This window comes from Pandoraea captiosa, from assembly GCF_902459775.1.
Classification (GTDB): Bacteria; Pseudomonadota; Gammaproteobacteria; order Burkholderiales; family Burkholderiaceae; genus Pandoraea; species Pandoraea captiosa.
Map to the genome: position 1 here is coordinate 733,398 of NZ_CABPSQ010000002.1, position 26,017 is coordinate 759,414.

Annotated in this window: 27 protein-coding genes and 1 pseudogene; 19 read left to right on the forward strand and 9 right to left on the reverse strand. The window is 63.2% G+C overall.

Going from position 1 to position 26,017, the window contains the following annotated elements; genetic code table 11:
* Window positions 1–73 precede the first annotated feature (73 nt).
* From PCA31118_RS08530 to PCA31118_RS08550, 4 genes are all read left to right on the forward strand, one after another.
* Window positions 74–1,087, forward strand: a complete 1,014-nt coding sequence (locus PCA31118_RS08530) for an ornithine carbamoyltransferase (RefSeq protein ID WP_174990395.1) — start codon at window positions 74–76, stop codon at window positions 1,085–1,087.
* Complete coding sequence (locus PCA31118_RS08535; RefSeq protein WP_174990396.1) at window positions 1,087–2,493, forward strand: threonine synthase; 1,407 nt, start codon at window positions 1,087–1,089, stop codon at window positions 2,491–2,493. Before PCA31118_RS08530 ends, PCA31118_RS08535 begins: the two co-directional genes overlap by 1 nt.
* Window positions 2,490–3,449: an FAD-dependent oxidoreductase gene (locus tag PCA31118_RS08540; protein ID WP_174990397.1), complete on the forward strand. Its 960-nt coding sequence runs from the start codon at window positions 2,490–2,492 to the stop codon at window positions 3,447–3,449. The genes PCA31118_RS08535 and PCA31118_RS08540 overlap by 4 nt, the downstream gene beginning before the upstream one ends.
* 237 nt (window positions 3,450–3,686) lie before the next feature.
* Window positions 3,687–4,331, forward strand: a complete 645-nt coding sequence (locus PCA31118_RS08550; RefSeq protein ID WP_150624807.1) for a flavin reductase family protein — start codon at window positions 3,687–3,689, stop codon at window positions 4,329–4,331.
* Here the strand turns inward: PCA31118_RS08550 and PCA31118_RS08555 are convergent.
* Window positions 4,282–5,142 (reverse strand): autoinducer binding domain-containing protein, encoded by an 861-nt coding sequence (locus PCA31118_RS08555; protein ID WP_174990398.1) that lies wholly within the window; start codon window positions 5,140–5,142, stop codon window positions 4,282–4,284. The genes PCA31118_RS08550 and PCA31118_RS08555 overlap by 50 nt on opposite strands.
* A gap of 649 nt (window positions 5,143–5,791) precedes the next feature.
* Between PCA31118_RS08555 and PCA31118_RS08560 the strand changes: the two genes are divergently transcribed.
* The 7 genes and pseudogenes from PCA31118_RS08560 to PCA31118_RS08585 all read left to right on the forward strand — a co-directional run bounded on the left by PCA31118_RS08560 (window position 5,792) and on the right by PCA31118_RS08585 (window position 11,014).
* Entirely contained in the window at window positions 5,792–6,265 is a 474-nt protein-coding gene (locus PCA31118_RS08560; protein WP_150624810.1) for a DUF2244 domain-containing protein, read from the forward strand.
* Window positions 6,266–6,306: 41 nt separating this feature from the next.
* Window positions 6,307–7,521, forward strand: a pseudogene (gene coxB, locus PCA31118_RS08565) (cytochrome c oxidase subunit II); the annotation flags it as partial.
* Window positions 7,522–7,567: 46 nt separating this feature from the next.
* Window positions 7,568–9,160, forward strand: coding sequence for a cytochrome c oxidase subunit I (gene ctaD, locus PCA31118_RS08570; protein WP_150624811.1), 1,593 nt, complete (start codon window positions 7,568–7,570; stop codon window positions 9,158–9,160).
* Between the two features lie 2 nt (window positions 9,161–9,162).
* Complete coding sequence (locus PCA31118_RS27190) at window positions 9,163–9,282, forward strand: cytochrome oxidase small assembly protein (RefSeq protein WP_217431254.1); 120 nt, start codon at window positions 9,163–9,165, stop codon at window positions 9,280–9,282.
* Window positions 9,283–9,900, forward strand: coding sequence for a cytochrome c oxidase assembly protein (locus PCA31118_RS08575; protein WP_150624812.1), 618 nt, complete (start codon window positions 9,283–9,285; stop codon window positions 9,898–9,900).
* The gene (locus tag PCA31118_RS08580) at window positions 9,893–10,114 is read left to right on the forward strand and encodes a DUF2970 domain-containing protein (protein WP_044453744.1); all 222 of its coding nucleotides are present in this window, start codon (window positions 9,893–9,895) and stop codon (window positions 10,112–10,114) included. The genes PCA31118_RS08575 and PCA31118_RS08580 overlap by 8 nt, the downstream gene beginning before the upstream one ends.
* 39 nt (window positions 10,115–10,153) lie before the next feature.
* The gene (locus tag PCA31118_RS08585) at window positions 10,154–11,014 is read left to right on the forward strand and encodes a cytochrome c oxidase subunit 3 (RefSeq protein WP_044453746.1); all 861 of its coding nucleotides are present in this window, start codon (window positions 10,154–10,156) and stop codon (window positions 11,012–11,014) included.
* A 281-nt stretch (window positions 11,015–11,295) separates the two neighbouring features.
* Here PCA31118_RS08585 and PCA31118_RS08590 read toward each other — a convergent pair whose 3' ends face one another.
* Window positions 11,296–11,499, reverse strand: a complete 204-nt coding sequence (locus PCA31118_RS08590; RefSeq protein WP_044453748.1) for a twin transmembrane helix small protein — start codon at window positions 11,497–11,499, stop codon at window positions 11,296–11,298.
* Between the two features lie 180 nt (window positions 11,500–11,679).
* Here PCA31118_RS08590 and PCA31118_RS08595 point away from each other — a divergent pair, with 180 nt between their 5' ends.
* From PCA31118_RS08595 to PCA31118_RS08615, 5 genes are all read left to right on the forward strand, one after another.
* Window positions 11,680–12,396, forward strand: a complete 717-nt coding sequence (locus PCA31118_RS08595; RefSeq protein WP_150625181.1) for an SURF1 family protein — start codon at window positions 11,680–11,682, stop codon at window positions 12,394–12,396.
* A 42-nt stretch (window positions 12,397–12,438) separates the two neighbouring features.
* Window positions 12,439–13,083, forward strand: a complete 645-nt coding sequence (locus PCA31118_RS08600; RefSeq protein WP_150624813.1) for an SCO family protein — start codon at window positions 12,439–12,441, stop codon at window positions 13,081–13,083.
* Window positions 13,084–13,204: 121 nt separating this feature from the next.
* The gene (locus PCA31118_RS08605; protein ID WP_150624814.1) at window positions 13,205–14,404 is read left to right on the forward strand and encodes a COX15/CtaA family protein; all 1,200 of its coding nucleotides are present in this window, start codon (window positions 13,205–13,207) and stop codon (window positions 14,402–14,404) included.
* A gap of 16 nt (window positions 14,405–14,420) precedes the next feature.
* On the forward strand, window positions 14,421–15,326 hold the full coding sequence (gene cyoE, locus PCA31118_RS08610; protein WP_044453757.1) for a heme o synthase: 906 nt from the start codon (window positions 14,421–14,423) through the stop codon (window positions 15,324–15,326).
* 118 nt (window positions 15,327–15,444) lie between these two features.
* Complete coding sequence (locus tag PCA31118_RS08615) at window positions 15,445–16,050, forward strand: SCO family protein (RefSeq protein ID WP_150624815.1); 606 nt, start codon at window positions 15,445–15,447, stop codon at window positions 16,048–16,050.
* Between the two features lie 84 nt (window positions 16,051–16,134).
* On the opposite strand, the gene cydX is transcribed toward PCA31118_RS08615, so the two are convergent.
* The 5 genes from cydX to rpoH form a co-directional block, all read right to left on the reverse strand.
* Complete coding sequence (cydX, locus tag PCA31118_RS08620) at window positions 16,135–16,251, reverse strand: cytochrome bd-I oxidase subunit CydX (protein WP_023597792.1); 117 nt, start codon at window positions 16,249–16,251, stop codon at window positions 16,135–16,137.
* A gap of 15 nt (window positions 16,252–16,266) precedes the next feature.
* The gene (gene cydB / locus PCA31118_RS08625; RefSeq protein ID WP_174990417.1) at window positions 16,267–17,403 is read right to left on the reverse strand and encodes a cytochrome d ubiquinol oxidase subunit II; all 1,137 of its coding nucleotides are present in this window, start codon (window positions 17,401–17,403) and stop codon (window positions 16,267–16,269) included.
* A 27-nt stretch (window positions 17,404–17,430) separates the two neighbouring features.
* Entirely contained in the window at window positions 17,431–19,035 is a 1,605-nt protein-coding gene (locus tag PCA31118_RS08630) for a cytochrome ubiquinol oxidase subunit I (protein ID WP_150624817.1), read from the reverse strand.
* Complete coding sequence (gene cydP / locus PCA31118_RS08635) at window positions 19,025–19,354, reverse strand: cytochrome oxidase putative small subunit CydP (RefSeq protein WP_150624818.1); 330 nt, start codon at window positions 19,352–19,354, stop codon at window positions 19,025–19,027. Before cydP ends, PCA31118_RS08630 begins: the two co-directional genes overlap by 11 nt.
* A gap of 470 nt (window positions 19,355–19,824) precedes the next feature.
* Window positions 19,825–20,673 carry an RNA polymerase sigma factor RpoH gene (gene rpoH / locus PCA31118_RS08640; protein ID WP_237165303.1) on the reverse strand — a complete coding sequence of 283 codons (849 nt, stop codon included), beginning with the start codon at window positions 20,671–20,673 and terminating at the stop codon, window positions 19,825–19,827.
* Between the two features lie 312 nt (window positions 20,674–20,985).
* On the opposite strand from rpoH, the gene PCA31118_RS08645 reads away from it, so the two are divergent.
* A complete protein-coding gene (locus PCA31118_RS08645; RefSeq protein WP_150624819.1) occupies window positions 20,986–21,411 on the forward strand; it encodes a nuclear transport factor 2 family protein in 426 nt (141 codons plus the stop codon).
* Window positions 21,412–21,684: 273 nt separating this feature from the next.
* Here PCA31118_RS08645 and ybiB read toward each other — a convergent pair whose 3' ends face one another.
* Complete coding sequence (gene ybiB, locus PCA31118_RS08650) at window positions 21,685–22,641, reverse strand: DNA-binding protein YbiB (protein WP_150624820.1); 957 nt, start codon at window positions 22,639–22,641, stop codon at window positions 21,685–21,687.
* Window positions 22,642–22,918: 277 nt separating this feature from the next.
* Between ybiB and maiA the strand changes: the two genes are divergently transcribed.
* Both maiA and PCA31118_RS08660 read left to right on the forward strand, forming a co-directional pair.
* Window positions 22,919–23,566, forward strand: coding sequence for a maleylacetoacetate isomerase (gene maiA, locus PCA31118_RS08655; RefSeq protein ID WP_044453774.1), 648 nt, complete (start codon window positions 22,919–22,921; stop codon window positions 23,564–23,566).
* Window positions 23,567–23,574: 8 nt separating this feature from the next.
* Entirely contained in the window at window positions 23,575–24,201 is a 627-nt protein-coding gene (locus PCA31118_RS08660) for a LysE/ArgO family amino acid transporter (RefSeq protein WP_150624821.1), read from the forward strand.
* A gap of 141 nt (window positions 24,202–24,342) precedes the next feature.
* Here PCA31118_RS08660 and ftsY read toward each other — a convergent pair whose 3' ends face one another.
* On the reverse strand, window positions 24,343–25,812 hold the full coding sequence (gene ftsY / locus PCA31118_RS08665) for a signal recognition particle-docking protein FtsY (RefSeq protein ID WP_174990400.1): 1,470 nt from the start codon (window positions 25,810–25,812) through the stop codon (window positions 24,343–24,345).
* Between the last annotated feature and the right edge of the window lie 205 nt (window positions 25,813–26,017).

Below are 26,017 nucleotides of genomic sequence, written 5' to 3' on the forward strand. Positions count from 1 at the left end.
CGACGCAGGCGCCGATCAGGCGGGAGCAGAGGAGGGACGTGTGACTTGCCATTGGCTTGCTCCCGATTTGACGATGAGTGCACAGGACTATCGAACGCTGCTCGACGCGGCGCTGTCGTTCAAGTCCCGATATCCCCTTCATACCGAGGGCACGCTTCGCAACCGGACGATCTACTTTCTCTTCTACAACCCTTCGCTGCGCACGCGAAGCAGCTTCCAAACGGGCCTCATGCGGTTAGGCGGAAACGCCATTGTTCTGGATCCGCTAAACGGGATTTACACGCCGGCGTTGGCTGACGCCGAAATCCCCTACGCAACGGAGCGTGTCGCCGACGTGGCCCGGGTGTTGTCGTCATACGGTGACGCGATTGCGGTGCGCATGTACGGCGCGCCCGCCGGCTGGGTCTATGGCGCTGCGCATCGCCATCTGGAAGCCTTCGCGCAAGCAAGCCGGGTACCTGTCATCAACATGGAGTGTGACCGGTTTCATCCGTGTCAGGCGCTCGCGGACGCGATGACGTTGCGCGAGCAACTGGGAGAACTTGCCGGTCGACGCCTGTGCATTGCCTGGACCTACTCGGGAAGTTGGCACAAGCCTGTTGCGGTGCCACAGAGCCTGCTGCTGGCTGCGGTCAAATCGGGAATGGACGTCACGTTGGCGCATCCCGAACCATTCGCACTCGATCCGCAAGTGATGCAGGCGGCAGCGGCGTTTGCGGACGATACGGGAGCGCGTATTCGCGTGACGCACGATCTGCGCGATGGCGTGACGCACGCGCACGCGGTTTATGCGAAGTCCTGGTGCGGCCTGGGACACCTGCCGACGCGTCATGGCGATCCCGTCGACGAAGTCGCCATGCGCAACACTTTCGAGCAGCACCGGGACTGGTGTGTGGACGCTGACATCATGGGCCTTGCGACGTCCGGTGCGGGATACCTTCATTGCCTGCCGGTCGATCGTGGGCAAGAGGTCACCGACGACGTCGTGGAAGGTGTCTCCTCATGGGTCTTCCGTCAGGCGGCGAACCGTCTGCATGCACAAAACGCCGTGATGGCGCACTTGTTGAATCCGGGAGCGCTGTCGTGATGGCGGCATTCTCCTATCGCTACGCGTGCGTGCGATGTGCGACGCCGCAGGCGTGGGGCGACATCCGCTATCGCTGCCCTGTTTGCGGGCAGAACTTGCGCGTCCAGCGCAGGGCCAACGCCGATTCGCCATCGGCTGCCGAGGTGCTGAGCGCGTTCCACGGTAGCGCGATGCACGGCATGTGGCGATATGCGGCGCTTTTGCCGGTGGAGGCACGGTGGGGCAGTCGATTGCGTGTGGGCGGCACGCCGATGGTCGATTGCGGCAACGATGGTGGCGTGCGACTGTGGGTCAAGGACGACGCGCGCAATCCCAGTGGTTCGCTCAAGGATCGCGCGACCGAACTCGTGCTGGCGGTCGCGAAGCGCGCCGGGTGCACCCACGCAGTGACCGCGTCGACCGGCAATGCCGGTGCCTCGCTAGCGTGCATAGCGGCGTCGCAGGGCCTGGCAGCGACCGTGGTCGTGCCTGCGCGCACGCCCTTCGTCAAGCTTGCGCAGATCCGGGCGTACGGTGCGAAGATCCACGAGGTGCAAGGGACTTATGACGATGCGTTCGAAATGGCGGAGCGCATGGCGGACGACCCACAGGTGTGTTGCCGAAACACCGGCATCAACCCTTTCACCCGGGAAGGGAAAAAGACATGCGCGTTCGAGATCGCCGAAGCGTTCGACTGGCAGGTGCCCGACTGGGTGATCGTGCCGACGGGCGATGGAAACATTCTCTCCGGCGTGGCGGCGGGCTTTCTCGACCTGTTCGCGCTGGGCATCACGTCTGCAGTGCCGCGATTGATGGCGGCGCAAGCCGTCAGTTCAAACAGCATCTCGCGTGATTGGCAACGGGGGGACGAGACGACGGCGTTGCCCGAAGCGCCTACGGAGGTCGTCCCGGATACGGTGGCAGACAGCCTCGCGGTCGGTCGTCCTCGCGATCACTTCGCCGCGTTACACGCGCTGCGCACGACACGTGGTGCGTGCGTCGCACTGACCGATTCGGACATTGCATGGGCATCGCGCGCGCTCGCGCAGCGCTTCGGCTTGTGGTTTGAACCGTCGACGGCGGCCGGTTACGCGGCCCTCCACGCAAGTCGCGACTCGGGACGAATTCGCGCGGGCGAACAGGTGGTGTTGCTCGGTACCGGCAGCGGCATGAAGTCGCCACAGGGCTTCGATCGCATGGCGCACGTGACGGAACCGTCGTGTGTCGACATCTCGCAGCTCCCATCACCACCCAAATCACCACCCACATCGCCACCCACATCGCCACCCACATCGGCGTCGGTATCGACATCGCAGTTGATATCGCGGTCGGCATCGCAGACGATTTCGCAGCAGAATTCACAGTCAGCATCACAGCCGATTTCGAATGGCGGGCACTCGTCGATTACCGGGGGGAAGGGGCTGTGAGCCGCGAACGAGTCGTCGTTCTCGGCGCCGGTGTCAGCGGCTTGACGACGGCCGTCGCCATGGCGCTCTCGGGGTGCCGCGTTGCCATCCACGCGGCGGAGGGACCTGCGCAGACGACGTCGTCGCTGGCCGCCGCGATCTGGCATCCGTTCTATCAGGCCCCCGATCTCGTCTATCTGGCGCGCGCACGCCACACCTACGCCACGATGCGCCGACTGTCCGCCGATACCGCATCGGGGGTGATCACGAAACCGCTGACCGAGTACTTTCGACGCGACGCGGGCGAACCGTGGTGGGCGGAGTGTGTCGCCAATCTGACGCGTGTGCGAGACACCGGGATGTCGTCGCGTTTCACCTGCGCGTACCGTATGGATGTGCCGGTCGCCGATACCGGGACCTACCTCCGATATCTGATGAACATGTTCCTCGAACTGGGCGGAACGTATGTGCAGCGCTGCGTCGATGACCCGGTGCCGTTGCTCGACGAGGCCGAAGTTGTGGTGAATTGCTGCGGCTACGGTAGTCGACGGTTTGGCGATGATGCGCTGTCGCTCTCGCGCGCGATCGTGCTGCGCGCTGCGCGTGACGATGCGGTGAGCGGGTGCCATATCGACGACTCCGATCCTGCGCTGCCCACCTACATCGTTGAGCGCGTGCACGACATTGTGCTGGGCGGGACGGCAGATCCGGGTCTGACGTCGACGGTGATCGCCGAGCCGCAGATTCGGGACATCCTGCATCGCTGCACGCGTTTGTGCGACGGGGTTGCCAAGTTGCGTGTGATCGACGCCCGCATCGGATTTCGTCCGATACGAGGTGCGCCGCGCGTCGCGCGAGACGACAAGCATGCTCGCCTCTTTCACAACTACGGTCACGGTGGCGGCGGTTTCACGTTGTCATGGGGGTGCGCACACGATGTCCTTCGCCTGGCGGGCATCGTATCAGCCGGGACGTGAGTGGAACGACAGGTCTCGAAGTACGCACGACACGCACCTGTAATGGCCGTTGCCATTCGCGCGGTTTCGGCCGGATGACTGGATCACAGAACCACAGAACCACAGAACCACAGAACCACAGAACCACAGAACCACAGAACCACAGAACCACAGGTCCCATGGACCTCGGGACATCGGGACCGCGGCGCTGCGGTGAGTCGCCGCCGACGGCGAATCAACGACTATTGAGGAGGCACGATGGAACTGGACCCGTCGACGCTCGACGAGGCGAAGATCTACAACTTCATGATGAGTACGATCCTGCCCCGCCCGATCGCGTGGATCAGTACGATCGATGCTCAGGGCAGGCCGAACCTGGCGCCATACGCCTACTTCATGGGCGTGTGTTGTGTGCCGATGACCGTGCTGTTCTGCCCGGTCGTACCACCACCGCCCAAACGCAAGAAGGACACCCTGCGCAACATCGAAGCGGTACCGGAATTCGTGGTCAATGTCGCCAGCGCCTCCTGCATCGACGCGGTGAATCTGTCGGCCGCTCCGCTGCCCGCAGGGGAATCGGAATTCGACCTCACCGGAACGACGCCGGTAGCGTCTTCGCGGGTGCGTCCACCGCGCGTCAAGGAGGCTTCCGTCGCTTACGAGTGCCGGGTGCGCGACGTCATTGAAATCAGTGCCGCGCCGGGCGGCGGATGGCTCGTGCTGGGGACGGTGCTCGTCGCACACGTCGATGAGGCATTGCTCGATCCCAATACGTGCCACGTGGACGTGCACGGGCTGCGTCCGGTGGGACGTCTCGGCGGCGGATCGTTCACGAACGCAGCGACCGATACCTTTACGTTGACACGCTACAGGACGCTTGCCGATCTGGCGACACGCAAGTGATGTTCGGCAATGGCGGTGTGGCGGTGTCGTCGAGCAGCCCGTAGTCGCTCGCCAGTTTCGCGGCGCGATGGCGACTCGACACGCCAAACTTGCGCATGACGGAGCGCAAATGGAATACCACCCCATGCTCGGAGAGGGTGAGAATGCGGCCGATCTCCCACGACGTCTTGCCGCGCGCAACCCACCGCAGACACTCTCGCTCGCGAGGCGTCAACGCGGGCGCGGCGCGGTGGTTCGCACGCGCGGCCGTGTCGCGTTGTACGACGCGCCAGACGGCCTCGTGCAGATGCGTGGCCAGCACCACCCCTGCATGCTGTCGCCACACGTGTGCGCCGGTCGCTACCGTATCGCACAGGCGTCGCGCGTGACGCCGCAATGGCGACCGACGCGGCGACGACAAGCTCAGCGTGCCCAACGCGCCGGAGGGGGTGAAGACAGGGTACGTCACGCCGAAGCGCAACCCTGCGGCGCGCTGCTCGTCGCGCAGGCACAGGGCTTCGGGGGACGTGTACAACCCGGCGGTCCATTCGACGGGCGTGAGCTGACGCGCGGCACGCGCGAGCGCCGGATCGATCGCTTCATAGTGCTGCTCGTAACGTTGTCGCCAGTCGGGCAGGAGATTGTCGAGGCGCCGCGTCGCAACGGAACCGTCGGGCAGCGGGAAACGGCCGCAATAGCGGAAGAACCGTTGCCCGAGCGAGGCACACAGCGACGGCAACAAAGCGCGCAGGGCGTCGACATCCCTGGCGGTCCGCAAGGCACCGAGACCGTCGGAAAACGAACGTGGGGTGAAGTGTCGCGTGGCGCACATGGCATGACGATGTAGGGAACATGTTTCGCTTGTAGCATGCGTCTCATGGCCGTGCGCATGGCGTGTCGCCCGGACATGGCGCGAATGTCGTCCGGGATGTCGCCGACGCTTCGCGAGGCTGCCGTTGCCCAAAGGCGGCCATGTCGTGTCTATGCCGTCGGTCACGTTTGCGAAGCCGAATGAAGGGGGCGCGACATAACGTCGCACGCGAAATCCGCGACGCCGTCTACTGTGAATGGATATCGGACGAATCCCGCATCGCAGCGGAGCGCGTTGCGCACTCGGGGTGAGGTTGGCGACGCGCCACGACGCCATGCGAAACGACGCAGAGCATCGATCGTGCGTCTTGTCGATCAGGGTATTCAGGACACCGCAACGAGTCGCATCGTGTTGCAATGTGTCAAACCGTCGGCGCATAGGGAGTATCCCGTAGTCGCCCGGTCGCTGAGATTTTTCGCTAGGGGAATTACCGGATTTCCCTTTTGCATCAATGGGTTCAGGAGGATGCTATGGCGCGCCAAATACTCGGTATCAATGTTGTCGCTTGGAGAATGCGCGTTCTATAATGCGGCAGTTTGTCGCGGCCCGGACGCAACTGGTTCCCGGCCGTCGGACATGAAAGACCCAAAATGCCCCACGGGTGACGGCGATGCTCGCAGCCTCTTCTTCCGAAGCCGGATCGGTGACGAAGGAATGGAAGCACAAGCGCAACTGCGCGATATCGCCGCGCCAGTTTGTCCTGTTCTACCTGTCGTTGGCCGCCGTGTCACTGGGTGTTGCCTTGATTGCGGCGTGGCGCGGTGGGTGGTTGGTCTTGCCGTTCACAGGCCTGGACTTGCTCGTGGTGGGCGTTGCGTTCGTCATTCATGCCCGGCATGCCACAGATTACGAGGTCATTCGGTTGTCGCCCGTGAGCCTTGTGGTCGAGCAACGTTCAGCACAGAGGTTGACGCAGTTCGAGTTCAATCCCCGCTGGGTGCGCATCGACATCGAGAAGCCGCCGCGTACGCGCATCGTCTTGCGCTCGGGTAGCCGCTCGGTCACCGTCGGTGCCTATCTTGCGCCGCATCGCCGCGAAACGTTTGCGCGCGAGCTGCGCCGTTGTCTTGCCCAACAGGCCTGAGAGATGGAGACGATCTCGGGCGACCGCCAGGGAGGATTTGGATGGTAATTTTGGGTAAGGAAGCTATGAAAAAAACGAAACACGCCTTGGCGGCTTTCCTTGCGGGCGCCTCACTGCTCGTCGGCGCTCCGGCACTGGCGGTGGTCACGGATATGCCGGGGGGGCCGGCCGTCAACGAACTCAACTTCCAGCCGCCGGTGACGAAGCTCGCGCAAGAGCTTCACAGCCTTCACACCATGATGTTGATCATCTGCCTGGTGATCTTCCTCGCGGTGTTCGGCGTGATGTTCTACTCGATCATCAAGCACCGCAAATCCAAGGGCCATCAGCCCGCGAACTTCCACGAAAGCACCACGGTCGAGGTGATCTGGACGGTCGTGCCGTTCATCATCGTGATTCTCATGGCGTTGCCCGCCACGAAGACGGTCGTCGCGATGAAGGACACCACCAACGCCGATCTCACCATCAAGGTGACCGGCTATCAGTGGAAATGGGGCTACGACTACCTGAAGGGAGAAGGCGAGGGCATCAAGTTCCTCTCCACGCTCACGACCCCGCGCAGCCAGATCGACGGCGCCGAGCCCAAGAGCAACACGTACTTGCAGGAAGTCGACAACCCGATGGTCGTGCCGGTCAACAAGAAGGTGCGTCTGATCACCACGGCCAACGACGTCATCCACTCGTTCTACGTGCCTGCCTTCGGCATCAAGCAGGACGCCATTCCCGGCTTCGTGCGCGACACCTGGTTCAAAGCCGAGAAGGTCGGCGAATATCGCGGCTTCTGCACCGAACTGTGCGGCAAGGAACACGCGTTCATGCCGGTGGTCGTGAAGGTGGTATCGGAAGACGACTACAACAAGTGGGTCGACGCGCAGAAGAAGCAGATGGCGGCGTCGGCGGACGATCCGAACAAGACTTACACCGTGCAGGAATTGATGGAGCGCGGCCAGAAGGTCTACGCATCGAATTGCGCGGTGTGCCACCAGCCCAACGGCAAGGGCGGCGGCGCGTTCCCGGCGCTCGATGGCGGCAAGATCGTGACCGGTCCGGTGGCGGATCACGTCAGCATCGTGCTGCATGGCAAGAATGCGATGCCGAACTGGTCGCACCTGAACGATGTGGAGCTTGCGGCCGTCATCACGTACGAGCGCAATTCGTGGAGCAACAAGACCGGCGACGTCGTTCAGCCGGCGCAGGTGCGTGAGGCACGCGGCAACAAGTCGGCCAACGCGGCCGGCGCCGCGGCAGACGCAGCGAAGAACAGTTAAGTCGTTCGACCAGTTCGAAGCAAGGAGATTGGGTATGAGTTCCATCGCTCACGATCACGTGGCGGGTCACGACGATCACGCGCACGACCATCCGCACGGATGGCGTCGCTGGCTGTTCGCGACGAATCACAAGGACATCGGCACGATGTACATGATCTTCTCGTTCGTCATGCTGCTCTCGGGCGGCGTGATGGCCTTGATGATCCGCGCCGAATTGTTCGAGCCGGGCTTGCAGTTCATTCGTCCGGAGTTTTTCAATCAGCTCACGACGATGCACGGGCTGGTGATGATTTTCGGCGCGATCATGCCGGCGTTCGTGGGTTTCGCGAACTGGATGATCCCGCTGCAGATCGGCGCTTCGGACATGGCGTTCGCGCGCATGAACAACTTCAGCTTCTGGCTGCTGCCGGTCGGTGGCTTGCTGCTGATCTCGTCGTTCCTAGTGCCGGGCGGCGCCACCGCCGCCGGCTGGACGATGTACGCGCCCCTGTCGGTACAGATGGGACCGGGCCAGGATCTGGCGATCTTTGGGGCCCACATTCTGGGCGCGTCGTCGATCATGGGCGCGATCAACATCATCGTCACGATTCTGAACATGCGCGCGCCGGGCATGACGCTCATGAAGATGCCGATGTTCGTGTGGACGTGGCTGATCACCGCCTACCTGCTCATCGCCGTGATGCCGGTGCTCGCCGGCGCGATCACGATGCTGCTCACGGATCGTCACTTCGGCACGTCGTTCTTCAACGCGGCGGGCGGCGGCGATCCCGTCATGTATCAGCACATCTTCTGGTTCTTCGGACACCCGGAGGTGTACATCATGATTCTGCCGGCGTTCGGGATCGTCTCGCAGGTCATTCCGGCGTTCTCGCGTAAGCCGCTCTTTGGCTATAGCTCGATGGTGTACGCCACGGCATCGATCGCGATCCTGTCGTTCATGGTGTGGGCGCACCACATGTTTGTGACGGGCATGCCGGTCACGGGGCAGCTGTTCTTCATGTACGCGACGATGCTGATCTCCGTGCCCACGGGCGTGAAGGTCTTCAACTGGGTCGCCACGATGTGGAAGGGCGCGCTCACGTTCGAGACGCCGATGCTCTTCGCCGTCGGCTTCCTCTTCGTGTTCACGATGGGCGGCTTCACTGGCCTGATGCTCTCGCTCGCACCGCTCGATATCCAGATGCACGGGACTTACTACGTGGTGGCGCACTTCCACTATGTGCTGGTGGCCGGTTCACTCTTCGCGTTGTTCTCAGGGTTCTATTACTGGGTACCGAAGTGGACAGGCCACATGTACAACGAGTGGCGCGGCAAGTTCCACTTCTGGGGCTCGCTCATCACGTTCAACGTGACGTTCTTCCCGATGCACTTCCTGGGGCTGGCAGGCATGCCGCGTCGCTATGCCGACTACCCGGCGCAGTTCACCGACTTCAACCAGCTGGCGACCATTGGCGCCTTCGGTTTCGGCCTGATGCAGGTGTACTTCCTGTTCTGGGTGGCGCTGCCGGCATGGCGCGGTGGCAAGGCCGCCGAAGCCAAGCCGTGGGATGGCGCGGAAGGGCTGGAGTGGACCGTGCCGAGCCCGGCGCCGTTCCATACGTTCGAGACGCCGCCGAAGGTGCATTGAGCATGGCGCTCAGTCGTGAACAGCGGGCGAAGAACCTGCGCACCGGGCTGATTCTCGGCTCGGTCGTGCTGGCCTTCTTCGTCGGCGTGATGATCAAGACCAAGCTGCTGGGCGGTATCTGAATGGCCGGCCTGCGACGCATCAACGCACGCACCTTCAGCAAGCTGTTGCTGCTCGTCGCGGTGATGTTCGGATTCGGCTACGCGATGGTGCCGTTCTACCGCGCGTTTTGCGACCTCGTGGGCATTAACCAGCTCGGCGATCGCACCACGCAGATCAGTGCGCGTAATTCGCAGGTCGACGAGAGTCGCACGATCACGGTCGAGTTCGACGCCAACGCGCAGGGACCGCTGCGCTTCAAGCCGGCGAAGAGCAGCCTGACGGTGCATCCGGGGCAGATGGCGACCATCGAATACGAAGTGGCGAATCAACAACCGCATGAAGTGCGCGCGCAGGCGATTCCCAGCTACGCGCCGGCACAGGCGGCGAGCTACTTCAAGAAGATCGAGTGTTTCTGCTTCACGCAGCAAACCCTCAAGGCCGGTGAGGCCAAGGAGTTTCCGGTGGTGTTCGTGGTCGACACGAAGCTGCCCAAGGATGTGAATACGATCACGCTGTCCTATACTTTTTTCGATCTCGGCAAGAACGACGCCAACCAACGCGCGGACGCCCCGACGGGTTCGCCGGTCGGCGAGGTGAGCGCAGGAGCGACAGGAGGAGGCAAGGGCGGCAATGGATGACCTGAAGGAGGCGACCCAGCGCAAACTGTCATTCTTCCAGACCATCGGTGCGGTGTTCTGGTCGTTTTTCGGTGTGCGCAAGGGACGTGATCACGACCGCGACATGGCGCAGCTCAACCCTGTGCATCTGATCGTTGCGGGACTGATCGGGGGCATCCTGTTCGTCGTGGCGCTGGTGTTTCTGGCGAAGCTCGCCATTCGGCTCGCGACGTGAGTGGCATAGACAAAGAGAACCAAGCCTGGAGAGATAAGAATGAGTGGTCAACACCAAACGGCGCCTTACTACTTCGTGCCGGCCCCCTCGCGTCACCCGGTGAGCTGCAGCGTCGGCTTGCTGGTGGTGCTCGCGTCGGCCGCCGCGTGGGTCAACGGACTGTCGTGGGCGCCGTGGACGGCGCTGGTCGGCCTGCTGTGGGTACTTTGGGTGCTGCGCAGCTGGTTCGGCGACTCCATCGCAGAGTCCGAGGGCGGTCTGTACAGCAAGCGCATCGACGTGTCCTACCGCTGGGGCATGAGCTGGTTCATCTTCTCGGAAGTGATGTTCTTCGGCGCATTCTTCGGGGCGTTGTTCTATGCCCGCACGCTGGCCATGCCATGGCTGGGCGACCTCGATAACAAGCTGCTGTGGCCCGACTTCACCGCCGTATGGCCGAACACCGGCCCGGCAGGTGTGGTCGACGCGTTCGAGACGATGGGTCCGTGGCCGATCCCGACGCTCAACACGGCACTGCTGCTCACCTCAGGCGTCACGCTCACGATTTCGCACCACGCCCTGCGGGCGAACCATCGTGGCAGCGCGATCTTCTGGCTGTTCGCCACCGTCGTGCTCGGTTTCGTGTTCCTGGGCTTTCAGGCGTACGAATATCACCACGCTTACACCGAACTGAACCTGAAGCTGACCTCGGGCGTCTATGGCTCGACGTTCTTCCTGCTCACCGGCTTTCACGGTTTTCACGTGATGATGGGCGCGATCATGCTCTCCGTCATGCTGGTGCGTCTGATGAAGGGGCACTTCACGCCGGATCATCACTTCGGTTTCGAAGGCGCAGCCTGGTACTGGCACTTTGTGGACGTGGTCTGGCTGGGGCTGTACGTCGTCGTCTACTGGCTCTGACGCCGGACCTCGTCGATACCGTCAACGCCCAGGGCGCCGCCGGATTCCGGCGGCGTTTCCATTTGCGGACGTGGCGTGCGCTTGCCGGATAGGCCAGTAGGGGCTTTCAGCTCAGTCGCGGCAGGCGCGGCGGGGAATGCGGCCTTATGTCGCAGCGTCGCAGTTTCATCGCTTGGCGCGCCGCAATGCATCGACGCCCGGCGCAGAAAGACGTTCTTTGGCGTCAGGCAGAGCGACGGAGAAAGGGTGCGGCGATTTGCCGCAGGAGGGCGGTGCGGGACTCAGTATCGTATGCCCGTGCTGTGAATCCAGCCCATCCAGTTGGCGAAGAGGATGAGCAGGAACAGCGTCACCGACAGGCCGACGCGCACCGCGAGCGATTGCACGGTGCGGTTCGATCGGCCCTTGTCCCGCATCATGAAAAACAATGCGGACGCCAGACTGCCGAGAATCAGGACGAAGGCGATGGCAACGATGATGCGCATGATGTGTCCGGGCACGGGAATGTTTCATTATCGGGCAATGCCCCTGTGCTGGCACGCTGCAATGCAGTGTATTCCGCTCGCGTCGTGCGCCATCGGACGGCCGCAGCGACTGCTGGGGCGGTTGGGAATGTTGGGACTGTCGGACTGGGAACGGATGTGTTGAAAACCCTTTTGCGTGGCATGCGGCCGGTGCCGACGGTGCTGATTCTGCTGGGCGTGATACTGAGCGCGTCGCTTGGCGTGTGGCAGTATCAGCGCGCGCAGATGCGCCTGGCGCGCCAGGCACAGATCGAACAGGCAGAGCGTGCGCCGGTGATCGCACTTGGCGACCGGGCCTATTCGCTCGCAGACGTGACACACCGACGGGTACGCGTGACCGGGCGTTTTTTGACGAACCGCGTGGTGTATCTGGACAACCGGCCGCGCAACGAACTGCCCGGCTTCTATGTGGTGATGGCGTTGCAGGTCTCGCCGGAACACGTCGTGCTCGTCAATCGTGGCTGGTTGCCGCGTGACTTGCGCGATCGCGAAGCGATCATGCCGTACGCCACCCCGGCGGGCGACGTTACGGTAGAAGGCATTGCCACACAGGATCCGTCGCGCGCCTTCGAACTGGGGCACGGTGGTTCCGCTGCGGGGCTGGCGATTCGCCAGAATCTGGACGTGGCGGATTACGCGCGTGAAACGTCGCTACCGTTGCAGCCGTTCGTCATCATGCAGACGAACGACACGGGCGACCACCTGTTGCGCGACTGGCCCGCGCCGGCGAGCGGGGCGGATCGCAATTATGGTTATATGGCCCAGTGGTTCGGTCTGTCGCTGATACTGGCGGTGCTCGGTCTGCGAATCGCATATCGACGCGGCCGTCAGCAGCATGGTGCGGGCATGAGCGCATAAGGGCATCGGCATAAAGGCATAGGCATAAGGGCATAGGTGAATATGAGTGCAGACGTGAGGACCGCCGCAAACGCGGGGAACCCCGGCAATCCCGCCATCGACCCGGTGCAGCGACGTCGCGCGCGACGTATGCTCGTACTGCTGTTCGCGGTGTGCGCGGCGCCTGCGGTCGCGGCATACCTGATGTATTTCGTCTTCAAGCCCCAAGGCGGCACGTCGGCCTACGGCAAGTTGGTCGAACCTCAGCGGCCCCTGCCCACGTTGGTCGTCCACGATGACGAGACGGGCGAGAACCTGCCGCTGTCCTCGCTCAAGGGAAAGTGGCTGATGATCAGTGCGGATACCGCCACCTGCGACGAGAACTGCGTCAGCAAGCTGTTCTACATGCGGCAGATCCGCGTTCTGCAGGGCAACGAGCGCACGCGTGTCGAGACCCTGTGGCTTGTCACCGACGGTGCTGCCGTGTCGAAGCAGATCGATGACGCCTATCCCGACACGCGGCGTTTGCGTGCGGATCCGGTCGCGCTCGCCGCGTGGTTGCCCACACAGGAGGGCACTGGCTTGCGCGACCACATTTATCTGGTCGACCCGCTGGGCAACCTGATGATGGCGTTCCCGAAGAACGCCGATCCGGGCAAGATCAAGAGCGACCTGTCGCGCCTGCTCAAGTGGTCCGGCACGGGTTGATACGGTGAGCGGAGTGGGCGCCAACTTGTGATGCAGGATGTGATGCAGGATGGTGCCGGAATGAACCCTCGCGTGTGGCGTTGCGCCACGCCGGACATGACGAAGAACTGACGTAAAACCAATGCTTTACCTTCTGGAACTGGGCTTCATCGGCCTGTGCATCGCGGTGCTGCCGCTCGGTTGGGTGGTGTTGCGCCGCGACACCAACAAGTACCGCAAACTGGCCTGGGTGACGACCTATCTCACGCTCGACCTGATCATGTTCGGCGGCTTCACGCGGCTGACGGATTCGGGGCTGGGCTGCCCCGACTGGCCGGGGTGCTACGGCACGTCGTCGCCGTTTGCGGCGCACGCCGACATTCATGCCGCGCAGTTGCTGCTGCCGAGCGGGCCGGTCACGTTCGTGAAGGCGTGGATCGAAATGATCCACCGCTATTTCGCCATGGCGGTGGGTGTGCTCATCATCGCGCTGATGGTCATGGCCTGGGTGAAGCGCCGCGAACTGAAGCAGTCGCCGTGGCTCGCCACAGGGTTGCTGGTCCTCGTTTGCGTGCAAGGCGCATTCGGCGCATGGACGGTCACGATGAAGCTCCAGCCGGTGATCGTCTCCATTCACCTGATGCTGGCACTCACTCTATTGGGCTCGCTTGCCTGGCTGGCCTCGCGACAGATGCCGCTCGCGAGCGTCGCGGCCGACCCCGGGGCCTTGCGCTGGCGTACGGCGGCGCTGATCGGCCTGGCGTTGCTCGTCTTCCAGATTGCCCTTGGCGGATGGGTAAGTACCAACTACGCTGTATTGGCATGTACCGACTTCCCAACGTGTCAGGGTCAATGGATTCCGCCGATGGACTTCCACAACGGCTTCAAGCTGTGGCGTGAACTGGGCAAGACGGCCGGTGGCGAGGTGATTCCCATGGACGCGCTCGTGGCAATCCATTGGGCGCATCGCACTTTTGCCGTGGTCGTGGTGCTGTATCTGGCGTGGCTGGCGAGCCGGCTGCGACGTCATGCCGCGCTCAGAAGGCTGTCGATTCTGGTATTGATACTGGTGCTCGTGCAATTTGCCACGGGGCTGTCGAACATCGTTTTCCAGTGGCCGTTGCTCAACGCCATTGCGCATAACGGCGGGGCGGCCGTCCTGCTGCTTTTGCTCGTCATGTTAAACTACCGCATTCGCGCCGCCCGGCTCGTTCAAGAGTTTGAAGCGGCGCCTTTTGCGTCCGGCCTGATGAATCAGGCAGACCTTTCGGCCCGCCAGAAGCCTCTCTCCACCGCGGAGCCGGCTGCCGCACCGCTCGGCGCCCCCACTGGCCCGGCGTAGCGCATTGCCTTCAGATATGAAAAGCACGACCCTTCCCCATCCGCCAGCCAGCCGCATCGCGCAGTACTGGGCGCTCACCAAGCCCCGCGTGACGCAGCTTGCTGTGTTCTGTGCCGTGATCGGCATGTTCCTGTCCACGCGCGGCATGGTGCCGTGGCAGGTGCTGATCGGCGGCACCATCGGCATCTGGCTGCTCGCCGGATCCGCTTTTGCCGTGAACTGCCTGATCGAGCAACGCGTGGACGCGCTCATGCGCCGCACGGCGTGGCGTCCGTCCGCACGCGGCGAGATCGCCCCGTGGCAGATCATCGTCTTCTCGACGATTCTGGGTGGCGCCGGCATGGTGGTGCTCTACACGTTCACCAACGCACTGACGATGTGGCTCACGCTGGGCACCTTTGTCGGCTACGCGTTGATCTACACCATCATCCTCAAGCCCTCCACGCCGCAGAACATCGTGATCGGCGGTGCTGCCGGGGCGATGCCGCCCGCGCTGGGCTGGGCGGCGGTCACCGGCGCCGTGCCGGCCGACGCGTGGATCCTCGTACTCATCATCTTCGTGTGGACGCCGCCGCATTTCTGGGCGCTCGCCCTCTATCGTCGTCAGGACTACGTGAACTCCGGCCTGCCCATGCTGCCGATCACGCACGGCGAGAAGTACACGCGCCTGCAAATCCTGCTCTACAGCGTGGTGCTGTTCGCCGTGTCGTTGCTGCCGTTCGCGCATCGCATGAGCGGGTATCTGTATCTGGTAAGCGCCGTGGTGCTGTCGGGCATCTTCCTGGGGTACGCCGTGAAGCTGTGGCGCAAGTATTCCGATGAGCTCTCGCGCTCGATGTTCCGCTACTCGATCGTCTACCTTTCGCTGCTGTTCGCGGCGTTGCTCGTCGATCATTACGTACAGATCTATCTGCTGGGCTGAGCACGGCGCAAGTGCGCAGACTGCATCACGACGACAGGCGCGTTACGGTATTTCCGACCGGCGCGCCTGTTGTATTTTCGGAAGGCGTTTTTTCCATACGTTCTGGGGTCATTCGTTCATGAATCTAGCTGTCATCTGGTTGCGCCGCGCGATGTGGCTCATGGGGCTCACCGTACTTCTCGCCGCGTGCGGCAAGCAAGGCCCGACGTTCACGAGTCTGGACATCACCGGCAATAAGGAATTCGCGCAGGACTTCTCGTTGCAGGACCCGCAGGGCAAAACCCGCACGCTTGCCGATTACAAGGGTAAGGCGGTGGTGATGTTCTTCGGCTATACGCATTGCCCGGATGTCTGCCCGACCACGATGGCCGAACTCAACCAGGTCATGCAGAAGCTCGGCCCGGACGACGCCCAGCGTGTGCAGGTGCTGTTTGTGACGGTCGACCCGCAGCGCGATACGGCCGAACTGATGGGGCAGTACGTCCCGGCATTCAATCCGGCGTTCGTGGGATTGCGTCCGGCCGACGAGGCAGCGCTCAAAGCCGTGACCAAGTCGTTTCGCGTGGTCGTGAACAAGGTCGAGGGATCTACGCCGAACAATTACACCATCGATCACACCGCGGGCATTTACGTGTTCGATCCGAACGGACAATTGCGTCTGTTCATGCGCCCCGACGAGCCCGTCGACGCCATGGCCAAGGACCTGAAGACACTGTTGAGCTAAGTTTTCGCCGACATCGTCCGCCCAAAAAAATCGCGCCTCGTGAGGCGCGATTTTCATTTCTGCATCGGATGAGGCAAGTCGGCTTCAGTTGCCTTCCTGGCTGCGACGCTCGAGATCGTCATGCGCTTCGAACCACATCACGTTGATGATGCCGAACGCGAGCGCGAGGCCAAGGCCGAGAATCCAAGAGAAGTACCACATGTCGCGACTCCTTGATCAGTACATCGTGTGGGGGTTGTCGTTGACCGTCTCGATCGTCACGCGGCCACGGATCACGCGGTACACCCAGCCGGTGTAGAGCAGAACGATGGGCAGGAAGACGACCACGGCGATGAGCATGATTTGCAGCGTGAGCTGGCTCGATGTCGCGTCCCAGACCGTGAGGCTGCTGCCCGGCGCGGTGGCCGAAGGCATCACGAACGGGAACATCGAGAAGCCGGCGGTGAGGATGATGCCGGCCATCATCAGCCCGGTGACGACGAACGTCCAGGCATAGGCGCGGCTGGTCGCGAGCAGGGCGGCGAGCAGCGCGCACAGGCAGGCGACGACCGGCGCCGCGACCATCCACGGATACGTCTGATAGTTCGTGAGCCACAGGCCCGGACCGGTTGTGACCTGCTTCAAGAGCGGGTTGGCCGGTGCATCGGTCGCGCCCATTTTCGCGATGGCGAAGCCGTCGACATGCGTTGCCACGATCACGCCCGCCACGAGGAACAGGAGCAGCGTGCCGAGTGCGGTCATGCGCATGATGCGTCCGGCGCGCGCCGCGACGACCGGATCGGCCTTCATGCGCAGGTGTGCCGCACCGTGGGTGAGCAGCATGAGCAGGCTGACCAGTCCGCAGAGCAGCGCAAACGGGTTGAGCAGCGCCCAGAACGAGCCGGTGTAGGTGGAGCGCAGCGTGTTGTCGAACGAGAACGGCAGACCGAGCAGCAGGTTCCCGAAAGCCACGCCGAACACCAGCGACGGCACCGTGCTGCCCACGAATAGCGCCCAGTCCCACGCGCTACGCCAGCGAGCGCTCGGCAACTTGTTGCGATAGTCGAAGCCGACGGGTCGCAGGAACAGCGCGAAGAGCACGAGCAACAGCGCCCAGTAAAGGCCCGAGAAGGCGGCGGCGTAGACGAGCGGCCACGCGGCGAACATCGCCCCGCCTGCCGTGACGAACCACACCTGATTGCCTTCCCACGTCGGGGCAACGGTGTTGATGATGACGCGCCGCTCCGCGTCCGTCTTGCCCAGGAATGGCAGCAGCGTGCCGGTGCCCATGTCGAAGCCGTCGAAGAAGGCGAAGCCGATCAGCAGCACGCCGATGAGCACCCACCAGATCAGCTTGAGAATGGTGTAATCGATCATCATGATGTCGTGTCTCCCTGACGATCAGACCGAGGCGGCCGGGCGGTCGCTGCCGAGGGCAGTGCCGGGCGTGCCTTGCGTCTCGAAGTGGTAGCGGCCGGTGTGCAGCGACGACGGGCCGAGCTTGACGTACTTCACCATCAGGAACATTTCGATGATGAGCAGCGCGGTGTAGAAGATGATGAAGCCCGCGAGGCTCAGGTAAAGGTCGGTGGCGGAGAGCGACGACGTGGACAGGTGCGTGGGCAGAATGCCCGCAATGGTCCACGGCTGACGCCCCATTTCGGCGACGATCCAGCCGAACTCGGCGGCCAGCCACGGCAACGGAATCGCCCACACGCACCAGCGCAGGAACCAGGCCGAGCGCGGTTTGAGCAGACGGCGGCGCGCGCAGAGCCAGAAGGCCCACAGGAACGTGAAGAGGAACAGGAAGCCCAGGCCGACCATGATGCGGAACGACCAGAAGACGGGGGCTACCGGCGGGATGGTGTCGTTGGCCGCCATGTGAATCTGCTCGGGCGTGGCATCGACGACGTTCGCCGTGTACTTCTTGAGCAGCAGACCGTAGCCCAGATCGTCCTTGTACTTGTCGAACTCGGCGCGCACGGCCGGCGAAGTATCGCCGCCCCGCAGCTTCTCCAGCGCCGCGAAGGCGAGCATGCCGCGCTTGATGTTGTCCTTGTGCTCGTCACGCAATTGCGTGAGACCGATCACCGGCGTGTCGACCGAACGTGTGGCAATCAGGCCCATCGCCCAGGGAATCTTCACGGCGTAATCGGTGCGCTCTTCCTTCTGATTCGGGAAGCCGAACAGCGTGAACGATGCGGGCGGCTTGGCCGTTTCCCATTCCGCTTCGATGGCGGCGAGCTTGACCTTCTGCACTTCGCCCGTGGTGTAGCCCGATTCGTCGCCGAGCACGATGACGGACAGCGTCGAGGCCAGACCGAAACCTGCGGCGACCGCGAAGGAGCGCAGCGCGAAGGGCACGTCGCGACGCTTGAGCAGATACCAGGCGGAGATGCCCAACACGAACATGGCCGCCGTCACGTATCCCGCCGAGAGCGTGTGGACGAACTTCACCTGCGCGACCGGGTTGAAGACCACTTCCCAGATGCTGTTGAGCTCCATGCGCATGGTCTCGTAGTTGAAGTGCGCCCCGACCGGATTGTTCATCCAGCCGTTCGCCACGAGAATCCACAACGCCGAAAGGTTCGAGCCGAGCGCCACGGCGAAGGTCGTCGCCAGGTGGCCGATACGCGAGAGCTTGTTCCATCCGAAGAAGAACAGACCCACGAAGGTGGCCTCCAGGAAGAAGGCCATCAGCCCCTCGATGGCGAGCGGCACGCCGAAGATGTCGCCGACGTAGTGCGAGTAGTACGCCCAGTTGGTGCCGAACTGGAATTCGAGCGTGAGACCCGTGGTCACGCCCATCGCAAAGTTGATCAGGAAGAGCTTGCCCCAGAACTGGGTCATGTCTTTGTAGATCTGCTTGCCGGTCATCACATAGACCGATTCCATGATGACGAGCAGCCACGACAAGCCCAATGTGAGCGGGACGAACAGAAAGTGATACAGCGCCGTTATGGCGAACTGCAAGCGCGAGAGGTCGACGACTTCGCTACTGATCATGGCGGACACCTTGATTTTTGGTGGGGGACTGCGCTTCGACGGCCTGCGGCCCGATCAGGGCGCGGGCCACGACGTCCGGCGGCAACTGCATGTGCTTGGCCATCGGAGCGTCGAAGAAGGCATGCTTCAGAATAAACAGGAGTACTACCTTGATCGCGAGAACGATCAGTATTTCGAGGGCAAAACGGGAAGGGCGGGTGCGCCAGCGCCGAACCATCCAGGCGAGTACGCCTGAAGCGGCAGGCACGTTTGCCGGCGCAGCGGCAACACGCGCGGTTGCGGCGAGTGGCTTAGGACTGCTAGGAGAGTGGGTGTCCATCCGTGACGGCTCCTGGCGTCGAAAGTCGGGTGTCGGAAACAGCGTCGACTTTCGGCGCATTTTGCCTTATCGCTTGAAAATGTCAAACCGCAGCGCACGGGGGCGGATGACACGCAGATGACGCTGGTTCGATGCGGATCCGCCGCTAGTGGGTCAGCGGATGAGAAGCGGAGTCGAGACAAGGGTCCGGCGCGGCGAACGGCCCCCGGGCCGTCCTTCGCACGCAGCATGGCCGCGTACGAGCCGATTCTATCGACCGACCTTGCGGACGACCTTGCGATGCATCAAGTCTCGCGCAGATGAGGGGTGAACTTTCGTGGAGGCACAAAAAAGCCCCGTGAGGTTCACGGGGCTTGGTTGCCAGCAGTATTTCACTGACGCTGTCCAGACGGTCGTGTGGCAATTTGTCGCGTGCTGCGTGCGCAGTCCTTGGCGAGCTTCACATGGCCTTCGACGTCCCGGTCAGGGGATTACGCGTACGCTTGCAGTGCACCTTTCATCTTCTTCATCGCGGCAACTTCGATCTGGCGAATGCGCTCGGCGGACACGCCGAATTCATCGGCCAGTTCGTGCAGCGTGGCGCCGCCGCTGCCGTCATCGGCGACCGACAGCCAGCGCGCTTCGATGATGCGGCGACTGCGCGGGTCGAGACGGCCAAGCGCGGCTTGCAGACCGTCGCTTTGCAGATGGTCACGCTCACGCGCGGCGATCACGGCGGTCGGCTCCTGATGCGAGTCGGCAAGGTAGGCGATGGGGGCGAAGCTCGGGCTGTCGCTGTCGTCGCTGTGACCTTCGAGGGCGATATCGCCCCCGGACATGCGCGTCTCCATCTCGATCACGTCTTCACGCTTGACGTTCAGATCGCGCGCGACCTGATCGATTTCTTCCGGCGTGAACGCCTGCAAGCCTTGCTTCTGGCTGCGCAGGTTGAAGAACAGCTTGCGCTGCGCCTTGGTCGTGGCGACCTTGACCGTGCGCCAGTTCTTCAGCACGTACTCGTGGATTTCGGCCTTGATCCAGTGCATGGCGTACGACACGAGTCGAACACCCTGCGAGGGGTCGAAGCGCTTCACGGCCTTCATCAGACCGATATTGCCTTCCTGGATCAGGTCGGCATGCGGCAATCCGTAACCGAGGTAGTTGCGCGCGATCGACACCACCAGACGCAAGTGCGAAAGCACGAGCTGACGGGCAGCTTCGAGGTCGTCGTTCTCACGCAGACGCTTGGCGAGCGACTGCTCTTCCTCGGCAGAAAGCAGCGGAATGCGGTGGACAGCCTGAATGTAGCTGTCGATATTGCCCAGACTGCCCGGCATCATCAAAGCCGACGGGGCAAGAGCTAGGGCACGCGAATTCGGCGCCGTGCCGGTGGCCGGCGTCGTCGGATGCTTGTTGGCGGCAGTACTCAAGTGGTGGACTCCTGGTTAGCCTCTGGGAAAGCATTTTAGCACTCTCTTTCGATGAGTGCTAAACACGTTAGAACCCTTACTGGACGGGAAGTTTCCGGTATCTCGGGGTTTTCCAGCACCCCTCGCCAAACGGGAGAAGTCACTGGCGCAAACGTGACTCGGATGGTGTAAATTGCAACCCAAGCCGCGAGCGTAAAGTGATGGCGAAGACGGGAGGTCAGCATGGCTGGGAAGCACATTGACGAGGTGCGGCAACGCGATTCCGAGCGCTTCGGGTACATCGACGAAGTGCGACGGCGCGAATCCGAGCGCTTCGAAGCGATGATCGAGTGCGACGTCGACAAGCTGAGCACACTGCTCGCCGACGGACTTCACTACGTCCACTCGAACGGAAAACGCGAGTCGAAAGCCGAATTCCTCAATGCGCTGAGCTCGGGCCGCCGTAAATACGCGGCGATCGACGTCACCGGGCAGGAACTCCGTCAATTCGGCGATACCGTCGTCGTTACCGGAAAGCTCGACGTGGAGCTCGAAACGGCTACTGGCTCGCTGAATTCCCTGATGATGTACACCGCCGTTCACGTGCGCGAAGCCGGGACCTGGCATCTGATCTCGTGGCAGGCGACCCGCATGGCGTCGCCCGACTGATAGCCCGGGCGGCGCTCCCTCCGCGGCGATTTGCGCCGCTCCCCTCGGTGCTTCTCCTGGCCGCCCACGGCGTTCGCTACGGCGACTGACACGCTTCGGGCGTCCTCTCCAACACAGAACATTTGATGGCTTTCGGGACGAAATGTTCCGAAAAAATCTCAGAAGTCCGGTCTTTTACGCCTTTCCGTCAAAAATTCGAGCGAATTTAGTTGCATTGCGGGCGTATTCCGATGCAATACCGACGCTACCGGCATGGCATTCCCCCGACAGGGTTCACTCGGGCAAACCCAGCGCCTGACGAATCACTTCGACTTGACGGGCGACAGGCGCGGGCACCGGGATCTCACCCGCGAGTACTGCCTCGATCCATCGGGCGGTGGCCGCAGCGTCGGCGCTGGGCAGGGCCGGGGGAATCCCTGTGGCCCCCTCTTCGGCGCTTTGCCACAGACGATAGGCACCGTCAGAGAAGCCTTCGATGGCGCTCTGACGACGGGCATCTGCGACCGGTTCGCCTTCTGTGCCCCGCGCCAGCAGCACGCCCGGCGCGGGACTGCTGGCGGCGTCGGCGAATAGCTCGCTCAGGGTTTCCCGATATTCGGGATGGGTAAAGTTCACGAGGCGCAGTGCGGGTCCGGCAAAGGGTTGCAATAGCTTGACGACGGTATGGCCCGAATTCCGGACGCCCAACGACGCGCGCATCTCAAGCAACCGCTCCAGCGCCGGCGAGAGCGCAGCGATGGGTAAATAGGCGACCCGGCGGGTGCTCAGCGCCACTTCTGCTTCTGTCGCCGAGTGACAGGCAGGGTGGCCCAGTTCGGCGAAGATCGCCTGCGTGCCCACGCGATTCGCGCCGCTGTGATGCTGGCCATGCACCAACACCGGAATACCGTCGCGGGCGAGCAGCAGTGCCAGGAGCGGTGTGAGGTTCGGCTGCTTGCGTGCGCCGTTGTAGCTGGGCAGCACCACGGGTGGTGATGCGTCGGCAGGGGCGGCGAGCGGGACGAACGTAGCGTGAGCCGCGTCGAGCATGGCGCGCAGCTCGACCGGCGTCTCGCCCTTGATGCGGTAGGCGATCAGTACGCCGCCCAGCTCGGCCGGCGGCACCCGGTCGGCAAGGATGGCGTCGAACAGGGTGCGGGTTTCGTCGGCGCTCAGGGCGCGGGCGCCTTTGGCCCCCCGGGCGATGATCTTCAGCAGCGGGGCGCAGGCAAATGGGGCGGCAGAGGTCATGACGCTTCTATCGTTAGCAATGGATGCCCGCGTGGGCGCCAGTACTGGCGGGGCATGCGTTCATCATACGCAATGAAGTGTCATCGCGGCCAGCGCTTGCAGTACCATCTCGTGTTCGGAGGCAAACGCCCGGTCGATGCCTGGCTGCCGGATCGCCCGAGCATTCGCCGGGCGCCGCCGCGTTATCCGGGTCGAGTGCTTCGGCACGTGGCCCGCGTTACCCCAGCAAATCGCGCTCGTCTCGCCTCTCTCCCCATTTCCGCTTTCGAGGTCAGCCATGTCCAAGCTGTACAGCTATTTCCGCAGTTCCGCCGCCTATCGGGTGCGTATCGCTCTGAATCTGAAAGGACTCGACTACGACATCGTCCCGGTACATCTGGTGCGCGACGGCGGGGAACAGCTCAAGCCTGCGTACCGGGCGCTCAACGTGAATGCCCTGGTGCCGACGTTCATCGACGGCGACGTGAACATCCACCAGTCGCTGGCCATCATCGAGTATCTGGAAGACGTCCATCCGACACCGGCGCTGCTGCCTGCTGACCCGGTCGCACGCGCGCAGGTCCGCGCGCTGGCACTGGACATCGCGGCGGACATTCATCCGATCGACAACCTGCGCGTGCTGCGCTTCCTCAAGCACGACATGGGCGTGACGGAGGAGCAGAAGAACGCCTGGTACGTTCACTGGATCGTGGAAGGCTTCAAGGCGCTCGAAGCGCGCCTCGCGGCGCAGACGTCGCCCGGCAAGTTCGTCTTCGGCGACACGCCGACGGTGGCGGATTGCTGTCTGATCCCGCAGATCTACAACGCGAACCGCTTCAAGGTAGACATGACGCCGTTCCCGCGCATTGCCGCCATCGATGCGCATTGCCGTACGCTCGAAGCTTTCCAGCGCGCCGCACCGGAAGCGCAACCGGACGCCGAGTAAGTCACGCGATGATCGATCCGGCTTTCTGGCGGGGCATGGCGCTCGGCGCCAGCCTCATCATGGCAATCGGTGCGCAAAACGCGTTCGTGTTGCGACAGGGCATCCTGAAGCGCCATGTGGGTATCGTCGTCGCCGTTTGCGCGATCTGCGACATGGTGCTGATTGCGGCGGGCGTGGCCGGCATGGGCGGACTGATCGCGGCCTATCCGGGGTTCATTACCCTCGTGACGTGGGGCGGCGCGGCGTTCCTGTTCCTGTATGGTTTGCGGGCATGGCGTGCGGCATTTCGCGGCGCGGGCGCCTTGCAGGCGGACGGCAGCCGCGCGGCCACGCAGGAGATGACATGGCAGCGGGCGGTGGTGCTGGTGTCGATGCTCTCGCTGCTCAACCCCCATGTCTACCTCGATACGGTGATTCTGCTTGGCGGTATCGGCGCGCGGGAGCCGGCACCCGGGAACGTGTGGTTTGCCGGCGGTGCGATGATCGCTTCCGTGCTGTGGTTCACCGCGCTCGGCTATGGCGCGCGACTCTTGGCGCCGTTGTTTTCGCGCCCTCGGGCGTGGCAGATCCTCGACGGTATCGTCGGCCTGATGATGTGGGGGCTTTGCGCGGGGCTCGTCGCGCAGCAGATGTAAGCAGATGCAGCGAGGACTGGCAGCGACAGCCGAGCGGCCCGCCACGCAGGTGTGCGGGCCGTTTGTTTTCAGGCGTTGCCGCGCGGGAGGGTGAGTCGCGTGCGCAAGCGCTGGAAGGGCCGCGCAAAGCGCAGCCGGAAATCAGCCCAGAAGCGCGTCGGCGAATTCGCGCGCCGAGAACGGTTGCAGATCCTCGACCTTCTCGCCCACGCCGATGAAGTACACCGGCACCGGGCGCTGACGGGCGATGGCCGCCAGAATGCCGCCCTTGGCCGTGCCGTCGAGTTTCGTGACGATCAGACCGGTGAGCGTGAGCGCATCGTCGAAAGCCTTGACCTGCGCGAGGGCGTTCTGGCCCGTATTGGCGTCGATCACCAGCAGCACTTCGTGCGGTGCGCCGTCCGCCGCCTTGCCCAGCACGCGCTTAATCTTCTTGAGTTCTTCCATCAGATGCAACTGCGTGGGAAGGCGACCCGCGGTATCCGCCATCACGATATCGATCTTGCGCGCGCGCGCGGCGCTCACGGCATCGAATACGACGGCGGCCGGGTCCCCGCTTTCCTGAGCGACGACTGCCACATTGTTACGCTCGCCCCAGATCGCCAGTTGTTCGCGTGCGGCGGCACGGAAGGTGTCGCCGGCGGCGAGCAGCACCGATTGGCCGTAATGCTGGAAGTGCTTGGCGAGTTTGCCGATGCTGGTCGTTTTTCCCGCACCGTTCACGCCGGCGATCATCACGACGAGCGGCGCTTCGCGGCCGAGCACGAGGCTTTGCTCCAGCGGGCTCAGCAACTCGACCAGCAGGTCGTGCAGCGCGCGCTTGACCTGCTCGCCTTCCGTCAGGCGCTCGGCCTTGACCTTCTTGCGCAGGGCGTCGAGCAGGTAGGTCGTGGCTTCCACCCCCGCGTCGCTCATCAGCAATGCGCTTTCGAGTTCTTCGAACAGATTCTCGTCGACCTTCACGCCGACGAAGATGCCGGTGAGGCCTGCGCTCGTCTTCGACAGACCTGCCTTCAGACGGGTGAGCCACGAGCGCTTGGCGGCCGGTGCCGGCGCCGGTGCCGACACGATCTCGCCGATGGCTTCGCCGTGCGAGTCTTTGACCAGGACGGGGGCCGGCGTCGGTGCAACGGGTGCCGGTTGCGTTGCGTCGACGGATGATACCGGCGGAACCGGTGCTACGGACTCGGCAGACTCAAAGGCGCTGACCGGTGCCGACGTGACTTGCGGCGCCGAAACCGGTCGTGCTTCGGATAACGCGTCGGGCGTTGGGATTTCGGCTTGAGCGGCTTCGGAATGCGCCGTATTTTCGACGGGGTGCGACGGGGTGTCGACCGGCGCGATCGGGGTCGACGGCGCACCCGAGGGCGCCGACGGCGATGGCGAATTCGCGAGGCTCGACGACGCGTCGGAAGGCGTCAGGGGCGGCTCGGCAGGCGCGCTGTGCGTCGGTTGCGAGGGCTGTGACGGTTGTGACGCTTGCACCGGCGCCTGCTGGGGCGGCGGCACTGATGCGCTGACGTCGGGCGATGCTGGCGATTCGGTCGGTGCGGGGCTCGTCTCGGCGGCCTTGTTACCGCCCGACTTGAAGCGCTTGAAGAAACTGAACATGGGGTGAAGAACTCAACGTGGGGGCGCGCTATCGGCGTGCGGCTGTGATTTGTCGTGCCATTCGCGCCGCACAAAACGCCCTACAATGGGCAGGTCGTTGTTTCCGACGCGGGAAATGCGACGTATTTTATCAGACGCGAATCGACGTCCATGACGGGCGAAAGGGGATCCATGACGGGAACCATGCGCTGGCGACACGCCTTTG

Bases quoted from the DNA above. Each gene is read 5' to 3' on its own strand.
- PCA31118_RS08530 (WP_174990395.1), top strand. From the start codon at position 74: ATGAGTGCACAGGACTATCGAACGCTGCTCGACGCGGCGCTGTCGTTC.
- PCA31118_RS08535 (WP_174990396.1), top strand. From the start codon at position 1,087: ATGGCGGCATTCTCCTATCGCTACGCGTGCGTGCGATGTGCGACGCCG.
- PCA31118_RS08550 (WP_150624807.1), top strand. From the start codon at position 3,687: ATGGAACTGGACCCGTCGACGCTCGACGAGGCGAAGATCTACAACTTC.
- PCA31118_RS08555 (WP_174990398.1), bottom strand. From the start codon at position 5,142: ATGTGCGCCACGCGACACTTCACCCCACGTTCGTTTTCCGACGGTCTC.
- PCA31118_RS08560 (WP_150624810.1), top strand. From the start codon at position 5,792: ATGCTCGCAGCCTCTTCTTCCGAAGCCGGATCGGTGACGAAGGAATGG.
- ctaD (WP_150624811.1), top strand. From the start codon at position 7,568: ATGAGTTCCATCGCTCACGATCACGTGGCGGGTCACGACGATCACGCG.
- PCA31118_RS27190 (WP_217431254.1), top strand. From the start codon at position 9,163: ATGGCGCTCAGTCGTGAACAGCGGGCGAAGAACCTGCGCACCGGGCTG.
- PCA31118_RS08575 (WP_150624812.1), top strand. From the start codon at position 9,283: ATGGCCGGCCTGCGACGCATCAACGCACGCACCTTCAGCAAGCTGTTG.
- PCA31118_RS08580 (WP_044453744.1), top strand. From the start codon at position 9,893: ATGGATGACCTGAAGGAGGCGACCCAGCGCAAACTGTCATTCTTCCAG.
- PCA31118_RS08585 (WP_044453746.1), top strand. From the start codon at position 10,154: ATGAGTGGTCAACACCAAACGGCGCCTTACTACTTCGTGCCGGCCCCC.
- PCA31118_RS08590 (WP_044453748.1), bottom strand. From the start codon at position 11,499: ATGCGCATCATCGTTGCCATCGCCTTCGTCCTGATTCTCGGCAGTCTG.
- PCA31118_RS08595 (WP_150625181.1), top strand. From the start codon at position 11,680: ATGCGGCCGGTGCCGACGGTGCTGATTCTGCTGGGCGTGATACTGAGC.
- PCA31118_RS08600 (WP_150624813.1), top strand. From the start codon at position 12,439: ATGAGTGCAGACGTGAGGACCGCCGCAAACGCGGGGAACCCCGGCAAT.
- PCA31118_RS08605 (WP_150624814.1), top strand. From the start codon at position 13,205: ATGCTTTACCTTCTGGAACTGGGCTTCATCGGCCTGTGCATCGCGGTG.
- cyoE (WP_044453757.1), top strand. From the start codon at position 14,421: ATGAAAAGCACGACCCTTCCCCATCCGCCAGCCAGCCGCATCGCGCAG.
- PCA31118_RS08615 (WP_150624815.1), top strand. From the start codon at position 15,445: ATGAATCTAGCTGTCATCTGGTTGCGCCGCGCGATGTGGCTCATGGGG.
- cydX (WP_023597792.1), bottom strand. From the start codon at position 16,251: ATGTGGTACTTCTCTTGGATTCTCGGCCTTGGCCTCGCGCTCGCGTTC.
- PCA31118_RS08630 (WP_150624817.1), bottom strand. From the start codon at position 19,035: ATGATCAGTAGCGAAGTCGTCGACCTCTCGCGCTTGCAGTTCGCCATA.
- cydP (WP_150624818.1), bottom strand. From the start codon at position 19,354: ATGGACACCCACTCTCCTAGCAGTCCTAAGCCACTCGCCGCAACCGCG.
- rpoH (WP_237165303.1), bottom strand. From the start codon at position 20,673: ATGATGCCGGGCAGTCTGGGCAATATCGACAGCTACATTCAGGCTGTC.
- PCA31118_RS08645 (WP_150624819.1), top strand. From the start codon at position 20,986: ATGGCTGGGAAGCACATTGACGAGGTGCGGCAACGCGATTCCGAGCGC.
- ybiB (WP_150624820.1), bottom strand. From the start codon at position 22,641: ATGACCTCTGCCGCCCCATTTGCCTGCGCCCCGCTGCTGAAGATCATC.
- maiA (WP_044453774.1), top strand. From the start codon at position 22,919: ATGTCCAAGCTGTACAGCTATTTCCGCAGTTCCGCCGCCTATCGGGTG.
- PCA31118_RS08660 (WP_150624821.1), top strand. From the start codon at position 23,575: ATGATCGATCCGGCTTTCTGGCGGGGCATGGCGCTCGGCGCCAGCCTC.
- ftsY (WP_174990400.1), bottom strand. From the start codon at position 25,812: ATGTTCAGTTTCTTCAAGCGCTTCAAGTCGGGCGGTAACAAGGCCGCC.